This is a genomic window from Methylocaldum gracile (assembly GCF_053646815.1).
Genome location: NZ_CM132196.1, coordinates 3,508,169 through 3,528,084, shown reverse-complemented (window position 1 = coordinate 3,528,084; position 19,916 = coordinate 3,508,169). Strand labels below are relative to the sequence as shown.

Annotated in this window: 17 protein-coding genes; 11 read left to right on the top strand and 6 right to left on the bottom strand. The window is 57.7% G+C overall.

The window, feature by feature from the left end; all coding sequences use genetic code 11:
* Window positions 1-35: 35 nt before the first annotated feature.
* Both ACWJJK_RS15605 and ACWJJK_RS15600 read left to right on the top strand, forming a co-directional pair.
* Window positions 36-1,535 (top strand): HEAT repeat domain-containing protein, encoded by a 1,500-nt coding sequence (locus ACWJJK_RS15605; protein ID WP_454128269.1) that lies wholly within the window; start codon window positions 36-38, stop codon window positions 1,533-1,535.
* A gap of 513 nt (window positions 1,536-2,048) precedes the next feature.
* Window positions 2,049-2,360, top strand: a complete 312-nt coding sequence (locus ACWJJK_RS15600) for a hypothetical protein (protein WP_454128268.1) — start codon at window positions 2,049-2,051, stop codon at window positions 2,358-2,360.
* Window positions 2,361-2,878: 518 nt separating this feature from the next.
* Here ACWJJK_RS15600 and ACWJJK_RS15595 read toward each other — a convergent pair.
* The 3 genes from ACWJJK_RS15595 to ACWJJK_RS15585 are packed head-to-tail and all read right to left on the bottom strand — an operon-like array spanning window position 2,879 to window position 5,845.
* Window positions 2,879-3,577, bottom strand: coding sequence for a YdjY domain-containing protein (locus ACWJJK_RS15595; protein ID WP_156879297.1), 699 nt, complete (start codon window positions 3,575-3,577; stop codon window positions 2,879-2,881).
* A gap of 11 nt (window positions 3,578-3,588) precedes the next feature.
* Entirely contained in the window at window positions 3,589-4,581 is a 993-nt protein-coding gene (locus ACWJJK_RS15590) for a methyltransferase (RefSeq protein WP_454128267.1), read from the bottom strand.
* 22 nt (window positions 4,582-4,603) lie between these two features.
* The gene (locus ACWJJK_RS15585) at window positions 4,604-5,845 is read right to left on the bottom strand and encodes a radical SAM protein (protein WP_347258923.1); all 1,242 of its coding nucleotides are present in this window, start codon (window positions 5,843-5,845) and stop codon (window positions 4,604-4,606) included.
* A 145-nt stretch (window positions 5,846-5,990) separates the two neighbouring features.
* Between ACWJJK_RS15585 and ACWJJK_RS15580 the strand changes: the two genes are divergently transcribed.
* Complete coding sequence (locus tag ACWJJK_RS15580; RefSeq protein ID WP_347258922.1) at window positions 5,991-6,608, top strand: TVP38/TMEM64 family protein; 618 nt, start codon at window positions 5,991-5,993, stop codon at window positions 6,606-6,608.
* Between the two features lie 32 nt (window positions 6,609-6,640).
* Here ACWJJK_RS15580 and ACWJJK_RS15575 read toward each other — a convergent pair whose 3' ends face one another.
* From ACWJJK_RS15575 to ACWJJK_RS15565, 3 genes are all read right to left on the bottom strand, one after another.
* Window positions 6,641-7,315, bottom strand: coding sequence for a hypothetical protein (locus ACWJJK_RS15575; protein WP_086135342.1), 675 nt, complete (start codon window positions 7,313-7,315; stop codon window positions 6,641-6,643).
* Window positions 7,316-7,407: 92 nt separating this feature from the next.
* Window positions 7,408-8,037: a cohesin domain-containing protein gene (locus tag ACWJJK_RS15570; RefSeq protein WP_454128266.1), complete on the bottom strand. Its 630-nt coding sequence runs from the start codon at window positions 8,035-8,037 to the stop codon at window positions 7,408-7,410.
* 80 nt (window positions 8,038-8,117) lie between these two features.
* A complete protein-coding gene (locus tag ACWJJK_RS15565) occupies window positions 8,118-9,833 on the bottom strand; it encodes a thrombospondin type 3 repeat-containing protein (protein ID WP_454128265.1) in 1,716 nt (571 codons plus the stop codon).
* Between the two features lie 284 nt (window positions 9,834-10,117).
* Between ACWJJK_RS15565 and ACWJJK_RS15560 the strand changes: the two genes are divergently transcribed.
* From ACWJJK_RS15560 to ACWJJK_RS15525, 8 genes are all read left to right on the top strand, one after another.
* The gene (locus tag ACWJJK_RS15560; protein WP_454128264.1) at window positions 10,118-11,542 is read left to right on the top strand and encodes a sensor histidine kinase; all 1,425 of its coding nucleotides are present in this window, start codon (window positions 10,118-10,120) and stop codon (window positions 11,540-11,542) included.
* Window positions 11,539-12,957, top strand: coding sequence for a sigma-54-dependent transcriptional regulator (locus tag ACWJJK_RS15555; RefSeq protein WP_086135345.1), 1,419 nt, complete (start codon window positions 11,539-11,541; stop codon window positions 12,955-12,957). Before ACWJJK_RS15560 ends, ACWJJK_RS15555 begins: the two co-directional genes overlap by 4 nt.
* Window positions 12,958-13,531: 574 nt before the next feature.
* The gene (locus ACWJJK_RS15550; protein WP_434112018.1) at window positions 13,532-14,767 is read left to right on the top strand and encodes an inositol-3-phosphate synthase; all 1,236 of its coding nucleotides are present in this window, start codon (window positions 13,532-13,534) and stop codon (window positions 14,765-14,767) included.
* A 39-nt stretch (window positions 14,768-14,806) separates the two neighbouring features.
* A complete protein-coding gene (locus ACWJJK_RS15545) occupies window positions 14,807-15,523 on the top strand; it encodes a hypothetical protein (protein ID WP_454128263.1) in 717 nt (238 codons plus the stop codon).
* A gap of 31 nt (window positions 15,524-15,554) precedes the next feature.
* The gene (locus ACWJJK_RS15540) at window positions 15,555-16,670 is read left to right on the top strand and encodes a prenyltransferase/squalene oxidase repeat-containing protein (RefSeq protein WP_077729000.1); all 1,116 of its coding nucleotides are present in this window, start codon (window positions 15,555-15,557) and stop codon (window positions 16,668-16,670) included.
* A 10-nt stretch (window positions 16,671-16,680) separates the two neighbouring features.
* Complete coding sequence (locus ACWJJK_RS15535) at window positions 16,681-18,165, top strand: hypothetical protein (protein ID WP_454128262.1); 1,485 nt, start codon at window positions 16,681-16,683, stop codon at window positions 18,163-18,165.
* Window positions 18,162-18,635 (top strand): hypothetical protein, encoded by a 474-nt coding sequence (locus ACWJJK_RS15530; protein ID WP_454128261.1) that lies wholly within the window; start codon window positions 18,162-18,164, stop codon window positions 18,633-18,635. The genes ACWJJK_RS15535 and ACWJJK_RS15530 overlap by 4 nt, the downstream gene beginning before the upstream one ends.
* A 308-nt stretch (window positions 18,636-18,943) precedes the next feature.
* On the top strand, window positions 18,944-19,912 hold the full coding sequence (locus ACWJJK_RS15525; RefSeq protein WP_454128260.1) for a hypothetical protein: 969 nt from the start codon (window positions 18,944-18,946) through the stop codon (window positions 19,910-19,912).
* The last annotated feature ends 4 nt before the right edge of the window (window positions 19,913-19,916 follow it).

Below are 19,916 nucleotides of genomic sequence, written 5' to 3'. Positions count from 1 at the left end.
CGCTTCGGGTGTGCCAGGTGGGTTTATGCTAAGGGATGAAAAGATTTATCAGATTTGGATGTTTGCTTGAGGTAATCGTGGCGGTCGCCCTTTACCTGGGGGCATATTCCGCCGGCCTGCGGTTACCCAATTCGGAAAACGCCGATCTAATAACCGGCCGCCCGATTGACACTGAGTGTTTTATTCATTCTGCCGTGGACGACTGTTTAAGCAATGCCCTTGGCCGGATCCTTGCCGCGATGGAGCGGAGTGGATATCTGTTGCCTGGTCTACTCAGACCCGGGTTGTCAGATAGGGACCGACAGGCCGTGTTAGCGGATTTCCCCTGGCAACTGCCGCGAGAACTCCACCGTTTCTATGCCTGGCGAGATGGAGTGGCCGAAGGGGCGAAGGTGGCTGAACTTTTTCCCGGCGGCACGATGTTAACTCTCTCCGAGGCTATGGCAATCTACAAGCTGCAAATCGAAACCGCGGCTCGAATTGCCACACTAGCCAAGATAGAACCAGACAAACTTTGGAGTTCGCGGTGGTTCCCGGTGTTTGTCAGTCACGGAGATTTTTACGTCGTAGAAGGTTCCGATCGGCCGATCGAGGTGTCCCCCGTTTACTTCGTTACGAACGAGGACCGCATACCAGTCAGAAGATACGCAAGCCTTTCGGACATGATGGAGATCGTCGCTAGATGTTTTGAGCAGGGTGCCTTTCGAGTTGGCGATTCCGGAATCTTGCAGGAAGATATCAAGAGCGTTGCCGCCATAACCGCGGGTTATCGTGTGGTTAGTAACCGGGCTCCGGAGATTGGGAATATGAGTGAGATCGAACGACTAGTTCACATCCTGGCCTCCGCCGATGGCGAAGCGAGGGGAGAGGCTGCCGGCAGGCTGATGGAACTGCATGACGAGGCAGCCATACCACTGTTAGCGCAAGTTATCCGTAGCGCTGATCCGAGCGCTAGGGAACTGGCAACCCGAGTGCTGGCGGAACTCGGCGGCGACTCGGCCGTTCCGCCATTGCTAAATGCCCTCAAAGATCCGGAGGAATCGGTGCGCGGCGAGGCTGCCGCAGCGTTAGGACAACTTAGGCGGCCTCAGGCTGTCGATGCGCTCATCGTGGCGCTAGACGACCCCGCGACTTCCGTACGCATGCGCGCCGTGTGGGCTCTAGGAGAGCTCAAAGCCCATGATGCCGCGGTCAAACTGGAGGCGCATCTTAAGAAGGAAGAGCATATTCCTTTGCGAAATGCCATCATCCAGGCTCTGGGAAAGATCGGCGATACCTCCGTAATACCTGCATTAATCGAGTTCGTGAAGGAGTCTCCGATGGAGACCCGGATACTCGCCGCAGCAGCCTTGGGGGAGCTTGGGGGCGACGAGGCTGCGGGTGCGTTGCGGTTCGTTGTCGAGGAGCAGGATCGCCTGGAGCAGACAAACTCCGGTAACATGAGCCTGGACAGCATTATCAAACTCCAGCAGGCGCGGCAGCTAAAACTGGTGTCGCAGCAGTCACTAGCCAAGATCGACAAGGGTAGGAAATGAGCTTTCGCCAGTTGTCCTAATGAAGCTGGGTAAAGTAGGGGACGGGTTGCCATTAGTTTAGCGCCGGTCTATCTGTTGCCACCCTTTTGTCTGGCGTTGAGTCACAAACCGCGACGACGTCAAGTTGGCCTGTCCCGTCTCATCGGACCATGCCTACGCTTTTCCGTACGCGGCTTTCCAATGGTCTTCGCAACAAGGCATGTGCCGATCGCCAAAGCGCCTTTGTCGGCAGTCTAAAAAGTCCATTGCGTACATAGATCACAGGTCCCGAGAAGCGATGTATCCATGTGCTCGCTCCTGGCTTGTGACGATGCAGCAGATAAAATTGCACCCGCTCATCCACACGCAGCTTCACGTTGGAGATCGTCCTGGTGCAGTTACGGTCGTGGAAATAGTTGGCCAGCCGCGCAAGGTCCGGTTGAATTCTCCGATACTCTGCAATATCGCGACGCTGGGTACGCAGCCAGTCGGTCAGGGCTTTGTTCCGGTCTTTGATCCGCAGCATCGAACGAAGTGACGGCTGAACGAACGGCCGAGAAACGCGCGCAGGGCCATTCGCTTTTGCTGCGCCGGAGTCTCGACGACCCGAGCGACCGGGCATATTACGTGACCTTCGCGCCGAGGGACGGCATGCTGGACGCCCTGGTTTACGTCGCGGAAAGGCCTCGGTCCATCGAATATCGCGTTTCGAAGCGGCCAAGCCAGACTGTGGGCTGGATGAATAGAAGGCAAGGCGTGTGGGCCGCGTGGCATCGGCACATCACCTTAGCCTTGGTGACGCACGCCTTCGAGATGGCCGCGGCTTGTTATAGCCTATCCCGGTAGGTCCGCGGACCCGTTCCACAAGCTCAGGGCGACCGGACTTCTGGGGTAAATCCAAAGTTGCAGCACTTATCTGGCTACGATTTGCGTTGACAGAATCGAACTAGAAATCCAGGCCTCAAATCTAAGTACATTCCATAAACTTTTGCGGAATCTCGACAAATTAGTTCGATTGGCAGGTTTCTCCTGCAGTGGTGCGTATGCCGCAAGACTTCCCTGAATGTGCTTAGAGCGTTTTCATCGCGCTCGTACGGCAAAACCAGCTTGGCGGACGTCGTTGGCGCCTTCGGCTCGGGTGAATGGATTCAAGCATTCGTAGGTCGGCAATCCTTTCCCAATCGCAAACGGTCGCTTTAGTCGCGACCCTTCCGACGAAGACGCTCGGCCGGGACGTGGCGTCGCGTCGGGAAAGGATTCCCGACCTACTCGCGAGTGCCCGAACAGTAGATATGAAAATGCTTTAGCGATATTTGGTTATAGTGAAAATTCCCGGCGATAGATGTGATGACGGCGGGCATTCGTTAATTGCTTTTTTGGACGAGCAATCGAATGGGAGTGCCGACAGGAGGCAGAACGTTCTTTCTCGCCTCAATGGTTCCGAAAGCGCCGAGGCCGATGCCTACTCTATGCTCGATGACGCTGGCCGGATCGTGCACGAATCCGATTAACGTGCCGTCCATATGAGCCAGGTAGCGACCATCGGGCGTAAATGTCGATCCGGTATAAACCCACTCGTGAGTCGCTTGGCCTTCCGCTGCCGTCAATAGCTCCTCGGCCCGGCGTCGAACGGTTTTGCCGGAGGATTCCCAGGTAATCCACAATTCGAGCTTGTCGCCTGCGACCGGTTCTTTATCGAAATGAAAGCTGGCGGGCTTGGCTTTTTTTGCATCCAAGCCGATGAGAATGCAGGCCAAATTGAATTCGACCGCGTTGGCATCCAGTTCGAGAAGGCTTTCGTAGGATTTATACCCTCCCTTGGTAACCGCCAGAAATTCCAGCGGCGGCTCGGAGCGAATCACCGTGCCTGGAACGGCGAAGTTCCGTTCGGCCTTGTTGACTTCGATGCTGCCGACTTGGTATCGCTGGCCGCCCAGGTCGCGGATTTCAGGCTGCGGCGGCATGGGTTGAGAGCCGTATTCCAGCGGGGCTTCCGCAAAGGTGGCGGACGACACCAGAACACCGATCAAAGCGCTATAAATAACAAAGTTGATTTGTCGCATCGGCCGATCTCCTAGCCGACCATGCCGGTGACCACCCGATGCGGCATCGGGGAAGGAAAGGGACGGGTTTCAATGTGCGTAAATCCGGCTTCGGCCATCCACGCCGCCACGTCCGTATCGGCATGTACGCCGCCCTCCGGCGCCGTCAGCATCATGTTGAGGCCGAAAAGGGTCGCGAACAGGGGGCCGGTTCCGCCGTGGTCGGTGAAGACATCGCTCAAAATCAGCAGCCCACCGGGTGCCAGGGCGTCCTTGGCACGGCCGATGAGTTCCCGGCATCCCGTTTCGCTCTCTCGATGCAGGACCCCCGAGATCAACACCACATCGTTACCGGTCGGGAATTTGGTGGTGTGGTAATCGCCTGCGAGTGTAGACACCCGATCCTTGGCGCCCAGACTTCCTATGATTTCATCGGCCAGTTCCACCACATGGGGCAGGTCGAGCACTTTCGCCCGGAGTTCCGGATATCTTCGGACGAACAAAGCGGAATATGTACCCGGTCCGCCGCCGATATCCAGCAGTTGTTTGCGTCCGCTCAGGTCGACCAGGCCGGCCAAAGCATTGCCGATGCCCAAGGCGCGGTTGTGCATTCCATAGACGAAATGGCGCGTTTTCGCGGGATCGTCGCCGAGATAGGTTTCCTGGGCGAGAGGGGGGCGATTTTCCCGGAGCGCTTGTTCCAGCTTGCCCCATGTGGCGTAAAGGTCATCGCTGTAACGCACGGCATTTCCCATGAACGCCGGACTGCCCGGCACCAGAAAGACACTGGCCAGAGCGCTATTCGTGTAAACCCCTTCGGATTCTTCAAGTAACCCTAAGGCAACGCAAGAGTTCAGCAGCAGACGGGTAGGCCGAGGGTGGGTATTCAGGGCATCGGCTGCCTCGCTGACGCTCATGGGTGTCTTGGCGAGAGCTTCGAACACGCCGATACGATTGGCCGTCAGAAATGTCATGGCATTCCAGTAGGCGGTGGTGAGTTGCATGATCGGTGTAGGATCGAGCATGTGATCGTTTCCTTGTGATGTCTTAGGCGCAAAGGGCATGGTCGATGTCGCATTCCATCTGCATGTAACCGCAGCGATGGCACATGAATCCATCCCAGATGTTCAATTCGTATTTCCGGCGGATGTCGAAATAGCCTAGGTTAACGCGCTCAAAGTAGCTGCGCAGTTTCTCCAGGTGTTTGGGATGATCCCGCCCCGCGATGGGCCAATAAAGTGAGTAAATCGGAATGATGCCCTTCGCACCAAGCGTCTCGGCGCCCTCGAGCGCAAGCTCGATCGCTTCTTTCTCGGTTAATCCGTACTCCGGCTCCAGTTCGATTCCCGCCACCATGGCCGTGTAGACACGTCCCTTACCCCAAAAAGACACTGCACTTTCGAGGGTCCCGATCCAACGCTGATAACCCACGAACCGGTGCTTGCCGGGACAAACCTGGCTAAACAATCGCTCGGACCAGACTTCCAGATTAAAACAAACGGCATCCACCAGATTCTCATCATGTAACCGGCGTAGACATTCCTCGGGCAACGCACCGGAACCGCAGGTGACCGGAATCCGATGCCGATTGACCGTTTGTACCTCGCGGGCCAATTCGATGAAGCGTTCGCCTTCTTCCCGCCAATCGGTCATGGAGCCTCCGACCAGATAGATGTGGCGGATTTCGCTTTCCCGCAAGGCGGCATCAAGCGTCTCCTTTAGGCGCGTGTAAGTCAGGGGCGACAAGGATGTGCGATCCATCACCTGCCCCAATTGCTCGGTACGCGCGTCGGGAGCGCCGTAACCGCAAAACAGGCAGCGCATGGACTGCCCGTCCTGTTTATCGGCGAGAAAATACTGACAAGCAGGCGCCACGTTGATGACCGCCATGTCGTGGTGCAAGGTGATGCCGGCCTGGGCCATGGGGAAGCCGTCGCTGGTTTTTCCGTGCATCCACTTGGGAAGATTCATGAACTCGACCGACGTTTCCGGGTGCGTACCGCGATCGTGAGCCAAGCGGTAGCCCGATTCGAAAGAGCCGGTTACGGACCAAGCCGAGTCCCCGTTGCCCTTGATCCTGGCGAAAACGCCGTCGGACGTGGCAAGCGAGTAGGGAACCATCGCCTTGCCCTTGCCGGTCGGATCGTGTTCGCCGGGTTTGAAACGATACGGGTAGAAACCCGGAAACGAGTGCTCCGTCGCCCGTCCCAAAGCGTCGGTGTAGCGAATGCCTTCGAAAATCAGATCCAGTTTGCGTTTGGCGGTTTCTGGGAGAGCGGGAGGCTGCATGGCATTGGTCTCCTGAGTTTTTCTTTGGGCTTAAAGCCTATCCCGGCAGGCCGTTCGCCCTGAGCTTGTCGAAGCGTGTTTTAAGGTCTACCGGGATCGGCACTTAGTGTAGTATGCCGAATCGCGTTCCCGATACGTTTAACCCATGAAAATCAACAGACAGCTTATTCTCGTGGTTTCCACGGCACTGGCGATACCGATCATTCCTTTTCTCGTCATTGGCGAACTGCCCGGGGAACGATGGCTGTCGGCCACGGATGACAACGCGCTTCGGTTCGGCTTCCTCGGCGGTGCGCTGTTGGCCGGCGATGCCCTCCTGCCCATACCGTCCAGCGTCATCGGAACCCTGCTCGGCGCGCGTCTCGGTTTCATCTCCGGAACATTATGGACATGGGCGGGACTGACTATCGGCCATCTTATCGGTTATGCCGCCGGGCGGCTGCTGCTGGCCCGGCTCGGCACGCGGCTCCCGGAAGTGCCGACGCTCTTAGCGGTGTTCGCGAGCCGGCCGGTCCCGGTGCTGGCGGAGGCCGTGGCTTTTACAGCCGGTGCCGAAGGTCTGGATTTTTCTCGATTTCTGCTGACGGCGGCTGCGGGCAACTTATTGTACTCGGTGGTACTGGCAGGAAATGGCGCCGCACTATTACCCGATGCGATAGTCGGACCAGGAATCATCGTTCCCATGACATTACCCGTCGTTGCCTGGCTGGGATGGCGCCTCCGGAAAAAGCAGAAGAGCAAAGTCATGCAAACGGGAAACTGAAACCTCGAAAACGGATCGGCCCTGCTACCGGGTTACGGCTGCTGGGTAGGACCGGGTTGAAGGTAAATCATTTCGACACCCTCTGCGCCTTGGACGACTGCACGCATCATCTGTCCCTGGTCCAGCTGCTGCTTGATTTGCGAGACCGAGTCCATCGGTTCGAAACTGAGGCCGTTGAGCTTCAGCTCTGCTGCGGACGGCAATCCCAGCATCGGTTTGAGGGCGAAATAAAGTTCGTCTACCGTCGCGGCGGGGGTTTTGGCCAGTTGTTCGATTTGGTAGGCCATCTCCTCGCTTACTTCCACCGTTCGGTGTTTCGGCTGTGTTTCGGCCTCGCTGGCTGTCGGGGCTGCCGCATCGGCATTGGATGACTCGGGCGACAACAAATTCCGATGCCCCTGCTCGGACGGCAAACCATCCGCGGTCAACTGGATCTCGATCTCGCCGGTTTCCGTTTTCAGCCAAAGGCGGTCGCGAGAAATCTTTTCGACTTTGCCCACGTCCGGAATCGAGGTATTCCGTCGCACCGTCTGTTGTCGGCCGTCCGGGAATTCGATCATGGCAACCCGAGCTTCGTCGCCGACCGTCACCACACCTGAAAGACGGAAGGGCGGTTCCGACGAAGATGCGGCGATTGCGATATCCACCCTGACGATAGCCAATAGAAATGCCGGTAACGAAAACAGGGTTGTCCTACGAATATTCATGCGCTTAATCGATCCAGCTTGGAACTTCCATCTCCGAAAACAACGGATGGGAATCAAAAACAACCCACCCGTTGTTCACTAAACCGTTATTTTTATCGAACGCCGGCCCTACGATGCCTTTGGTTAAATGCGAACCCCAACAATCCCGCTCCCATCAGCATCACGACCGGCGGTTCGGGGACAGGGATAGGCTGTGACTGCTGGCAATTGCCCCCCACGCAAACACTGCCTCTTCCAGCCGATACCGGGGGAACAAACGGATCGCCGTTTTCATCTCCCAAAAACTCGCCGGTCGAAGCGATGTTATCCGTGAACGACAGTGGGCTGAGGCCGTTTGCAAGGGTATCGAAGGTCAATGTGAACAACCGGAATGCGGTGTTGCCGTCCTGGTTCGTAAGCAAATCCAAGGAGGTCTCAAATACATTCACCGTACCGGAAACACTGTCGTCAAAGCCTTGAATGGAGTCGAACGGACCATCCAGAAAGATATCGAAATCCACACTGGCAAGAGACAGGATGCTGTCATTCCAATGCACGTTGAAATCGTAGGCGCCGACGAACTCACCGCTAAGGTCGGTGACTATGACATCGACCTTAGCCGGGTCACCGAGCGCCACGTCCTGGGAAACTGGATTAAACACCAGAGAAATCGCCGAGGCCGGCTGGGCGGCCAGCAGACTGAGCGGGACGGCAAGTCCCAATATCTTGAGTAATTTATTCATATCACTTTCCCCATCGTCTTAAGTCTCAATTCGAGTTATGTCCGACGCACCCCGCAAGGTGCGTCGGGTATTTCTTGGCTTTACTGAACAGTCATCTGAGTGGCGCATTTACGCGCATCCAGCACGGTAATCCAGCCGTTGCCGTCAGCATCGCGCGGGTCGTTCGGACCTGAGGCAGGCTGGTTCCGCGCCGCGGCAATGGCATTAATGTCATCGCGGTCGACATCGCCGTCCGGCTCCACGTCACAGCGCAGGAAATCGCAGACATCGCCTTTGCCGTTGCCGTCCGAATCCGTCTGATCGGCATTGGCAGCGTTCGGGCAGTTGTCGCAGGCGTCGCCCACGCCGTCGCCGTCGCTGTCTTTCTGATCCGGATTGGCAACCGCGCGGCAATTGTCCGTGTTATCAGGCACGCCATCGCCGTCGCTGTCGATAAAGGCGCCGCCGGTGGCCCGCTGCAACACCAGGAGCGCGTACGCTTGTTTGGAGTAGTTATTCCAAGAACCTGGAGCGCTGTTGCAAATGAAATTACCGTCGTTGCCGTTGATGGGCGCAGAGCCGTCCCAACACTGGTGTTCGAGGATTTCGTAGGCGTAGTCGAAATATTGGTTCTGGGTCTGCGTCGGGTCCGCGCCGTAATAACCTACGCCGCCGGCACCGAAGCTCGCCACGCGGGGCAGTGCATCCGGATCCTGGTGTACCTGGCGTACGGTACAGGCCGCATCGGGCGCCTTGGTGCCGAGATCGTCCGGACCCAGGTTGCCCGGCGCCGGCGCTATGCCCGATTGGCGCATGAACTCCATGCCCTTGAAAGAACTCCAGAGGTAATACCAGTAAGAGTTGCCGGGCCAGCTATTGCCCATGCTGTCCAGGTCCTGCCAGCGATAGTGGTTGTGCAGCCAGCGGAGATAAGCCTGAACGGATGGATCGTTGACGTTGGCCCCGCCCAGGAGCTGTACCCAAGTGCCCGAGGCGGTTTGCTGCAGGCTGGGGGCATAACCGGTTCTTTGGTAGCCGTGTCCTCGCTCTATAGCATCGATCGAGTCGCAAGCGGAGTTGTTCGAACCCGCCGCAGACCCGTTGGCGGCGTAAGCCAGCTTCGAGCGCTCCAAGGCGGCATTAAGCGTGGGAAGCCGATTGCCCGGATCGCCGAAGGCCGGATCCGTGTACACGGCCTTGGCCGCCGCGAGACCGGCTACGCCGAACTGGGTGGTCGAGGAGTCCGCACCCGGACCTGTATAACCCCAATAACCGTAGTTGTTCGAAGTGCTCGGGGGATCTTCCGGAGGGGTGTTGTCTTTAGTCTGTCCGGCGACGATCCGGTCGGAAAGCGTGTTGATGGAGGTGATCAGATCCACGTAATCTGCGGTATCGGGGATTTCCGGAGCGCTGGGGTCGCCCTTGTCCGGTCCGCCGGAGCGCAGATATTCGCTCAGTGCCATGAGGAAGCTGCCGTCGCGATACAGGTAAAGCGAAGTCTCGTTGACGCGATCCAGCATATAGGCGACGACTGTGCGCATGCGGGCCTTGTCGGTTGCATTGGCGCCGGAATAGCCCTGTGGCGGATCGGCAGGGTTTCCGGTAGCGCGTTTCTCGAGCAATGCGAGCGCTGTCAGACCGGCTGCGTCCCCGGCACTGCTGGGGTTGTTGTAGGCGCCTACGTTGGCTAAATATTCCAAGCCGCGGTCGATCGCCACGGCCACATCCTGCTCGAAAGGCGTGACCGCTTGCGCGCCCGTTCCGGCCAGGCTCAGCACCGTGCCCAGTATCACGGGTTTCAATCGTAAGTTTTTCATTGGTTTTCTCTCTCTTCTCAAACTCGTCTCGATAGGCTTCCCTGCGCCCATGTCCGGGAATCCCCTCTCTCCAAGCGATTCCGGAAACAAGGAGGTTCCGAGCAAGAGTCGAGCCACAATGAAAGGTGACTTAAAAATCAAGTGGGTGGCTGCTTTCTTTGAAAAAGTGTTCACGATCGAGCCAACTGCTGTAAAAAAAACTGACAGTGATCCGGGCCTTCACGAAAGGTTGATGTAGACTTGCCGCTTCACTAGCATTCCGATTCGTCAAAAGTCGATTGGTCATGGCAAGAGCAAGCCTTTTGAGCCGGCACGCGCTCCGGAACTGGACACCCAGCATTTATCTGAAACTGATGGTTCCCTTTTCGGTGGTTTTGCTGGTGACAGCCGCTATCGCCTGGTGGCTCACGACGCGTATGTTTTCCATAGCGCTGGAGGAGCGTGTCAACGAACAGCTTACGAATGTCGCGACCGTCTTGGCCAAGGGCAATCTTCCGCTGACCGACGATTTGGTATTCAAGGTTCGGCAATTGCTCGAGACCGAAATCGTGCTGATACAAAGGGATGGCTATATCGCGATGTCGACCTGGGGTAATGGCCGGGATGAAGCACATCGCCAAATATCGAAAATCTTCGCGCAGTGTCCTCAGGAAAGTGGCTGTATACGCCCGATGCCGATGCAATTGCCAAGCGGTCTTTACAGTGTGGTTCTCAGGCTAGTTCCGGCAGGGCGCGACTCCCGCTATCGGGCGGTGGCCGTCCTGTCATCGCTTGCCGACGTTCAGTCGGCTACCCGCAATGCGGCGGTTTGGATCGGCGCAGCCACGCTGCTGGGGGGCATGCTGATCGCGTGGGCAGGTCAGCGGATTGCGGCGGGCATCATCAATCCGCTGCGCGATCTCGCTCGCATGGCCGAAAGACTCGCCGGAGGCGACAGGGATGTGCGCGTCGAGTCTCGTCGATCCGATGAGATCGGTGAATTGATGGGCGCTTTGAACACCATGGCGGAAAAACTCCAATCTTTCGAACAGGCCCTGTCGCGAAGAACCAGGCTGGAAGCCCTGGGCGAAATGTCCGCCCGTATTGCCCACGAGGTGAGAAATCCGCTCACGGCAATCAAATTGCAACTGCAACTGATGCAGGAGAATGTCGATAAAGCTCAAGCAGAGCCGATACGACAAGCGCTCGACGAGATCCGTCGTCTGGAATTGGTGATCTCCAGTGCCCTAGACTTCGGGCGGTCCCGGAGTCTCGATCCGGTCGAGATCGACCTGAACGATCTGGTCGACGACGTAAGGCGCCTGTTCGGTCCGCAACTGCAACACCGGGCCATTTCTCTCGATTGCCAGCTCGACGCTTCGCTGCCGCAGGTTCGCCTGGATGCCGACCGCATCAAGCAGGTGTTGCTGAATCTGCTCGTCAATGCCGCCGAAGCAATGACGACGGGCGGGCTGATCCGAATCGGAACGTGCCGGACGGGAAGCGATCATGTCTCGTTAACGGTCGAGGATTCGGGTTCGGGGATCGATCCATCGCGGATGGACTTGATTTTCACGCCGCTGCATACCGACAAAAAAGGTGGCTTCGGGCTAGGGTTGCCCATTTCCAAAGAGCTCGTCGAGCTCCATGGGGGCACTATAGAGATATCGCGAAGCGATTTGGGCGGTGCGCGTTTCGCCGTTTTGTTGCCGATTGAGTCGATCAGATGACCAAGATTCTGATCGCCGACGACGAACGCGCCATCTGCCTGGCATTCAGTCAGCTGCTGAAGCGGGACGGTTATGAGCCGCTCATCGCTTCCGGGGGACGGGAAGCGTTGGAGCTGGTCGAGAGGGAGAAACCGGCGGCCGTTTTTCTCGATGTCAACATGCCGGATTTGAGCGGTCTGGATGCCCTCGCTCAAATCCGCGCACGCGATCCGCAACTGCCGGTCATCGTCATGACGGCTTACGGAACCATGCAAAGCGCAATGGAGGCGATGCGGCTCGGCGCGTTCGATTATCTCGGAAAACCTCTGGAACTGTCGCAGATTCGAACGTTGCTGCAGCGTGCCCTGTCGAGCCGTGCCGAATCTGCCGCCGGAATCCCGGCTGAGGCTAGCCTGGATACGAATGGCAAAGGTGTCATGATCGGTCAGAGCAAAGCGATGCAGGAAATTTTCAAGCTGATGTCCCTGCTGACCACCAACGATCTCACGATTCTGGTAACCGGAGAAAGCGGCGTGGGCAAGGAATTGGTCGCGCGCGGCATTCATTTCAATAGCCCTAGGCGCGAGCATCCCTTCGTCGCGGTCAATTGCGCCGCCTTGCCCGAGAACATCGTGGAAAGCGAATTGTTCGGCCATGAACGCGGCGCGTTTACCGGAGCGGAGGCGAGACGCATCGGTCGATTCGAAGCGGCCGGCGAGGGTACGCTGTTTCTCGACGAAATCGGAGAACTTCCCCTTCAATTGCAGGGCAAGCTGTTAAGGGTTTTACAGGAGCGAAACTTCGAGCGTGTCGGCAGCGTCGCGTCGATTCCATTTAAAGCCAGACTTATCGCCGCCACCAACCGGAATCTGGATGTCGAAACGGCCGCGGGGCGGTTTCGCGAAGATCTCTATTTTCGGCTCAAACTGATTACGGTCGAAATCCCGCCGTTACGAACGCGCCGCGAAGATATCGCGTTACTGGCTCGGCATTTTCTTGGACAGGCAAACAACGAACTCGGCCGGCAAATCACGGGTATAGAGGCCGACGCCATGAAAGCCATTCAAGCCCACGACTGGCCGGGAAATGTCAGGGAGCTGGAACATACGATCAAGCGTGCGGTGTTGCTCTGCCGGGGCAATTCGTTAAGCCTGCACGAACTCGGTATAAAACCGAAGGCTCGCACGGACGGCCATTCCCTGGATTCCACGGATTTGGACGATTTACTGGATGCCGCCCGGCGCGCGCTGCGCGACGCCATTAACGTCGATGGACCCAAAGATTCGACTTTGGGGGTTTTTTATACAGTGGTCGAAGCGGTCGAACGCGCGATTATCGACGAGGCTCTGCAAATCACGAAAGGAAATCAGGTAGCCGCTTCTGAACTTTTGGGCCTGCACCGCACGACCTTGAGAAAAAAATATTTCCCCTCCTGATGCAAAATTGTACAGCGGTACTTGTTTCCTTCTCGGATTCGAATTCCGCAGCTGTACCGGCTTTACAAGCGGTTTTGAGTAAAGACCGAAAAAGGGCGTCTGTACAAAAAACCGACACGCCAACGACCCGTCGTCAGCGTGCCCAAGAAAACCAGGTGATCTAAGTGTCGGAATTTACGGCAGATTCAGTCTTGAATCGGTGAGCTTTAAAACTTGGTCTATAGTTTGCTCTAAAATCAATCGAAAACTCTCTTCTCACGAAAGCCGACTCAATCTCTCTCCTGGGTCGGCTACTTTCTGGAACGGGTGAGCCGTGCGCGTTCTGGCTCGGAGTCCAAATTCCGACAGAGACACCTGCGCAGGTCCGGCGTCCGTACATCCAAGCCGCACGCTCGCCGGAGTTTCAAAGCCGGTAAACACCTGGGGCTGCTGGATCTACGGTCAGTGAGTTCTGTTGGTCAGCCCTCTGACTTTTTGCCTGGTACGCATCGAGCGGCCTATTCGCTTCCGCAGCGGTCGTCCGCGCCTGAAAAGGATCGTGCCTCGATCAAAACGATAATAAGGTTTCATAAAAATGGTCTCGAAAACTGGAGTTTTCATAATCGGTGCCTTGGGGGACATCGCAAACACGCTGTTCGTGGGGTGTTCGGCGATACGGCGGGGATTAGTCTCCGGCGCCGGACTCGTCACAGACCTGACGCCTTTCGCCGATCTGAATTTGGTTGCCTTGGAGAATCTCGAATTCGGCGGGCACGACATTGCCGAGGGCTCCGTGCCGGAGTCCGCCGACCGCATTTACCGCGAGTCGCGGACCTTTTCGCGGGAAATTCTGGATGCGGTTCAGGCCGATCTGCAACGCATCAACGGTAACGTCGTCATCGATTCCTCCCTGCAATGGAACGTATTGAGTCCGTCAGACCGTCTGCCGCCGCTCGATGCGCTGATTGAACGGATGCGGGGCTATCTGCGCGGCTTCATCGACAAATTCGGTTTCGATCGTGTGGTGCTGGTCAATCTGACATCGGCCGAGCCGAATCCGCCGCTATCTGAATATCACCTGGATTTGACCGCTTTCGAAAGACTCCTGAACGAGGACAGAAAGGATTTGATTTCGCCGGGCATGGCCTGGGTCTACGCGGGCTTTTCCGAAGGCTGCGCTTACGTCAACTTCACCCCCAATCTGGGCGCGAACGTGGCGGCCCTGCAGCAGCTCGCCGAGGCGAAAGGCGTATCGTACTGCGGCAACGACGGTAAAACCGGCGAAACGCTGGTGAAAACCGCGCTGGCGCCGATGTTCGCCTGCCGCAACCTTCGCGTCATGAGCTGGGAGGGCTATAACCTGCTCGGCAATAACGACGGGCGGACACTGAACGATCCCGACAACAGCAAAGCGAAAATCGGCAATAAGGAAGCCGTTCTGGAGAGAATACTCGGTTATCCGGTTCAAGCGGGAGTTTCCATCAATTTCGTGCCTTCCTTGGGCGATTGGAAAACGGCGTGGGACTTGATCCACTTTCAGGGATTCATGGATGTGCCCATGACGATGCAGTTCACCTGGCAAGGCTGCGATTCCATACTGGCCGCTCCCTTGGTACTGGATCTGATCCGTCTGATCCATTTCGCCGGCTGTCAAGGAGAGTCCGGACCGACGCCACACCTCGCCAGTTTCTTCAAGAATCCGATCGGCGTGGCCGAGCAGTCGTTATCCGCCCAGTTCGGGCTGTTGCTCGAGTACGTCGAGCGCCATCGGTCCAAAATTGCAGCCAAGTCAGGCGGTAAGAACCTCGCCGGATTAAGGGCAGCGACTTAGGGAATTCACGGCTAACAGCACGAAGGATGATAGCCGGCTATGTGGCGCGGAAATCCACTGGTGGCCATGATCCCGCCGTATCTGCTGGGAATCGGGATCTCGCTGCTGATGACGCTCGATTTTTGGCGTGGCGGCGAATCGGGTTCTTCCACGCATGCGCTATTTCTGTATGCGATAGTCGGCACGGCGGTCGGCTATATTCTCTACCCCGTCAAATCGTCGGTTTGTTCTAGCCCGCTCCTGGCCATTTTCGTCTGGAGTTCCGGAGCCGCCATTAGCGTCTTTGCGTTTTGGCTCGTGGTTTCGGTCACCCTGGCCCTGCCGCTGGTCATTCGGCTCGGTCTGGCCATCGGACTGATCCAAGCCACAATTCTTCTCTTGAGACACGTGATCGACCGACGTTTTTCACAAGCTCGCGCCGGCGTTCTCGTCGCGGCTCTGACGATACTCTGCGCCTCATCGCCAATATGGCTGAGCCCATGGCTGGAATGGTCGGGCGAGCACAGCCCGTTGATGGATCTGGCATTGGCCATGAGCCCGCCCACCTGCTTTGCCGTGGCGCTGGACTACGATTACTTGCGGAGCCCCTGGTTCTACAAGCACACGGCCTACGCCATGCATCGATACGAATACCCTTCGGCGGGCCTACTGATTTTCGTTTACGGATTCCTGTGCCTGGCTGCGGTACGGATAGACCGCCGATTCCGGAAAAGCAGTCCGAACGAACCGTTTGGAAAATTCCAACATGATACGTAATCGTCCGTTAATCCGAATAAAGAGCCAAACCATGAAATATCTGCCTATATTGGTCGCGTTGATGATGTCGGCGACGACGGTTTCCGCTGCCGCCAAGGAAACGAATAAATCGACGTCACGGAAAACCATCGAAAAGACCGTGATGCAGCAGGATGAAAAGCTCGCGGAAGAGGCCAAGCGTGCCATCGATCGAGGACTTCATTATCTGCGCGAGAATCAGGCGGAAGATGGTTCCTGGTCCAAGAACGTCGGCATAACCGCCCTGGCGCTGCGGGCATTTTTGGAAAGCCCCCGGAAATACACCGAGGACGACGGCGCCTTCATTACCAAGCCTGTCCAATACGTTCTATCCCGTGTTCGAGAGGACGGGGCGATCAGCGGTGAAATGCAGAATCTGAGCTACAACACAGCAGTCGCCATTACGGCGCTTCAGGCCACCGGAAATCCGAAGTATCAAGAGGCCATCAAAGGCGGCCAGAGTTTCCTGAAAAAACATCTGATCGACGAGGGGGAGGGCTATTCGAAGGACCATAAATATTATGGCGGCATAGGCTATGGCGGCGATGAACGCCCCGACCTCTCCAACGCCTACCTGGCGCTCGAGTCGCTGAAAGCCACGGCCTTGGATCCCAAGGACCCGGCCTGGGAAAAAGCCCTGGTGTTCATCAACCGCTGTCAAAACCGCAGCGAAAGCAACGACCAGACTTGGGCAGCCAACGACGGCGGCTTTACCTATATGCCCGGATACAGCCCGCACGAAGCCACCGCCTCCTATGGCGGCATGACCCACGCGGGTCTGCTCAGCCTGCTGTTTGCCGGCGCGGACAAGCAAGATCCGCGCGTTCAGGCGGCTTACGACTGGATTCGTAACCATTACAGCGTCGACGAAAATCCCGGAGCGCCTAATAAGCAGGGTCTTTATTACTATTACAACGCTTTTGCGAAGAGCATGTACGCCTACGGGGAAGCGGAAATTACCGACGGGAAAGGAAGCAAGCACAATTGGCGGGAAGATTTGATGCGCAAGCTCGTCAGCCTTCAGAATCCAGACGGTTCCTGGGTCAACTCGACCACGAAATGGTGGGAGGGCGACAAGAATCTGGTCACGGCATGGAGCATCATTGCGCTCAATTTGGCAGTGCGCTGAGTTTGACGCGATGATCGGCCGTCCGCTTCTGAAGTTGCTTCCCGTCTTCTTGGCGTTGAGCCTCGACGCGGGAGCGGACGAGCCGGAACAACTGACAGCGAAAATCGCTTGGGGCGGGTATTTTCGGAGCGGCGTCCGGACCGAGATCGGGCTCACCCTGATTTCCGCCGAGGGAGGCAGGGCCGCCGTTCGGCTCGTCTCCGGAGATACGGCCCCGATCGACGCGGCATTAGCGGTAGACCCCGGCACTCCCCGGTTTATCTCGATACCCGTCACGCCGTCCGCGGAACAACCGATTCGGATAAGCGGTTTCCTGCCGAACCGTCGGACTTTCGAAGCGGAGATCGCGGCCTCGTACCCGATCAGCGGCAGGGCGGTGGCGGTCGCGGCCGAAGGCGTCGAGACAAATAGCCTATTGGAATCCCTGGCCGGAACCGCCGCGGTCATAAGCGCGCACGCGTCCGACTTGCCCAGAATGGCTCAATCCTACCAGGTCGTCGACATGATTCTCCTGGGCGACCGGGAATTCGCCGAGCTCGATCCGGAGCAGTTCGAGGCTCTGTCGGACTATCTCCGGGATTGCGGGCGTCTCGTATTTCTGGGAGCGGAGGAAACCTGGGAAAACCTCGAAGCCGAGGCGGGATGCGGCGGTGCGTTCGCTATCCGCGCCGAACATCCCGGCCAGGGGGCGGAGCTTGCCGGTGAACTGCTCGACCGCGCGCAGCCGTCTCTGCCCGGCATTCAAGATCTCCGGGATTTGTCCGCGGCGCAGCCTCCCATGGCCTTGCGCACGGCGGCCGTTCTATTGTTTTGTTATTTCACCGCCTTGAGCGTGGCCGGCCTCACATCGTCGCGTCCCTGGCCCCTGTTTTTATTGCCCTTGGCTTTCAGCGCCTTGGCCGCGGCTTTGCTGACCGGCAAGCCGCCGGAGATGCGGCTGACCGGCTGGACCGAAACCAGCGTGGGAGACGACAACGCTCGCTTCGTCGCGCTCCTGACCGTGTCGGGCACCGGCCGCTGGCAAGGCAGGCTGCCGGCGCCGATCAAATTCTGGCTACCGAAGGCAGAGACCTACCCGGACATTCAATTGGACATCGACCGGCCCGAAACTCACGGGCTGGCGCTAAAGACCGAATTGTTTTCGTACGACGAGCTGCTGTTTCGGGGAACCATCCGCCGATTCCATCCGCCATTGACGCTCGATCTCGACCAGGATGCCGTCGCCGTCGCGAATCCCGGCGGAACGACTCAGCCGGCTGGACTGCTAGCCTGGGACGGCAAGCTGTTCGCTCTGCCGTCATTGCGTCCCGGCGAGCGCTGGTCTGCCGAGAACCAAGCTCCGGTCGCTCCTGACAGTCCCGAAGCCTACAAGCTGCGCCCCTACCTAAATCGGGATCGGATGGCGGCGCTGCTTATTCCCTATGCATCGCGCCTGTGGCGCGGGAACGAAGTGCCGGGCGATGCGGAATGGCTGCTTATCAAGGCCCGCTTATGAATTCGGTTCGCTTCGGTTTGTTGATGGCGCTGTTGTGCTGCGGACCCGTACTGATCTGGACGGCCGGACAATTAATGTCGGATTCGACGGCAGCGTCGGCGAAAACGGATGAGACGTTGAGAACTGCCGTCGAAGCGTTGTGGCTGGTTCAAGCTTGCGCGGCGGCGCTGATGGCAACGATGCCGGTCGAGAATGATCCGATTGAACACGCCCAAGGAATGCTGGCGTTCTGGCTCGTGCCGCTTCCCTTGCTTACCCTCGTTTGGGCAGGCGGTGCCGCGGATGCATGGATGTTGGCGAGAGGATTGGCGGCGGCTCTCGCATTCTCGTCGGCGCTTCTGGCCTTCAATCGCGGGCTCGGGAGGATCAGTCACGGCTCTCCTTGGCCGTGGCACGGCGTCTTGAGTCTGGTGCTTGTCTATTTCGTCTGGCGGTTCGACAAGGTATGGCTCGGCTGGATCACCTATTAGAGCGTTTTTCACCCCGGTTTAGCGGTACGGGTCGGAAGATCGTAGGTCGGCAATCCATTGCCGACGCACAAGATCGGCAAGGGGCTTTGTCGGCAAAGGATTGCCGACCTACATTTGGGCTCCGCTACGCCGAATCGGAAAATGCACTAGTCGATTGCCCGAACCTTTCCGCGCTGCTTAAGACAACAGCCGCGCGGCTTCGGTGGTGCGGCGCGTGGAATCTGTTCCGAATCGGGTCATGGTGTTCCGCTGTGCTTATGGCTCTGGCAGGGGCCGTTCATCTCGGGCTACGTCCGCTGCCGCTTTCTATGACGTTTGCGATTTTATTAACGCCCGTACTGATTCCTCCCGTGTTTTTCATGTGCTTTTCCCGTTCCGATTATCGGCAAGCCGCAAAACGACTGGACGAGACATTCGACGGCAAGAATCTGTTCATTACGAGCCTCGAGCTGGTGCTCCAGGATTCCGTCGACCGGAGCCGCATGAGGTTTTATGTGCTCGAGCAAGCTGAATTGTCCGCCGCCTCCTGGAAACAATATCCCGAGCGACTGCCCCGCCTCGAGGCCTGGTCCAATGCCTGGATACCGCTCGGACTGGGGCTGGGCGGCTTTTTCGTGCTGTTTTCCGTGGGCGCGGACCGAACATTTCCGGTTGCGGCCGATGGGAAGACGCCCCTTGAACAAGTTGGACAATTCACGCCGGAAAAGCCGATTTCGTTTTCCGAAAATCCCGATACCCACTCCAAGGTTTCGCAATTCGTTGCGGCGAGCAGTCTTCGTGAGGAAACGGAGCGAAATCCTCGACTAGCGCAGCCGCCGAAATCCCATACGAGCGAAACGCCGATTCGGAACGCCGCGAGTGCGAAAAACTCGGGACAGGAAACCGGGGGACGACAGTCCATAAGGTCCATGCCGTCGCCGGATCGATCCGGCGGGCAGTCGACGACATCGGATCACGTATCGCCCGATGATCGGGCCGCTCAAAAAACCTCTGCGGCGGGCGAGGGCTCGGATTTTTCGAGAACCTACGGCCGTAGCACGGAGCAAGCGGAACTCACGCTTCGTTGGACCGACCTCGAACGGGGCAAAGGCGAACACGCTTCGAACCGGCGCCGGGCGCTGAAGCACAGTTCGGTAACGCGGCCGGCATCGGGGGAGCTCGCACCGCCGTCCGGGGCGTCCAGACACGGAGAATCGCAAGCATTCGTTCCCTTGTCTCCGGCCATGCGCCGCTATTCGGACCGCTACTTTCAATTTTTGACGAAACACTCGGATTGACACC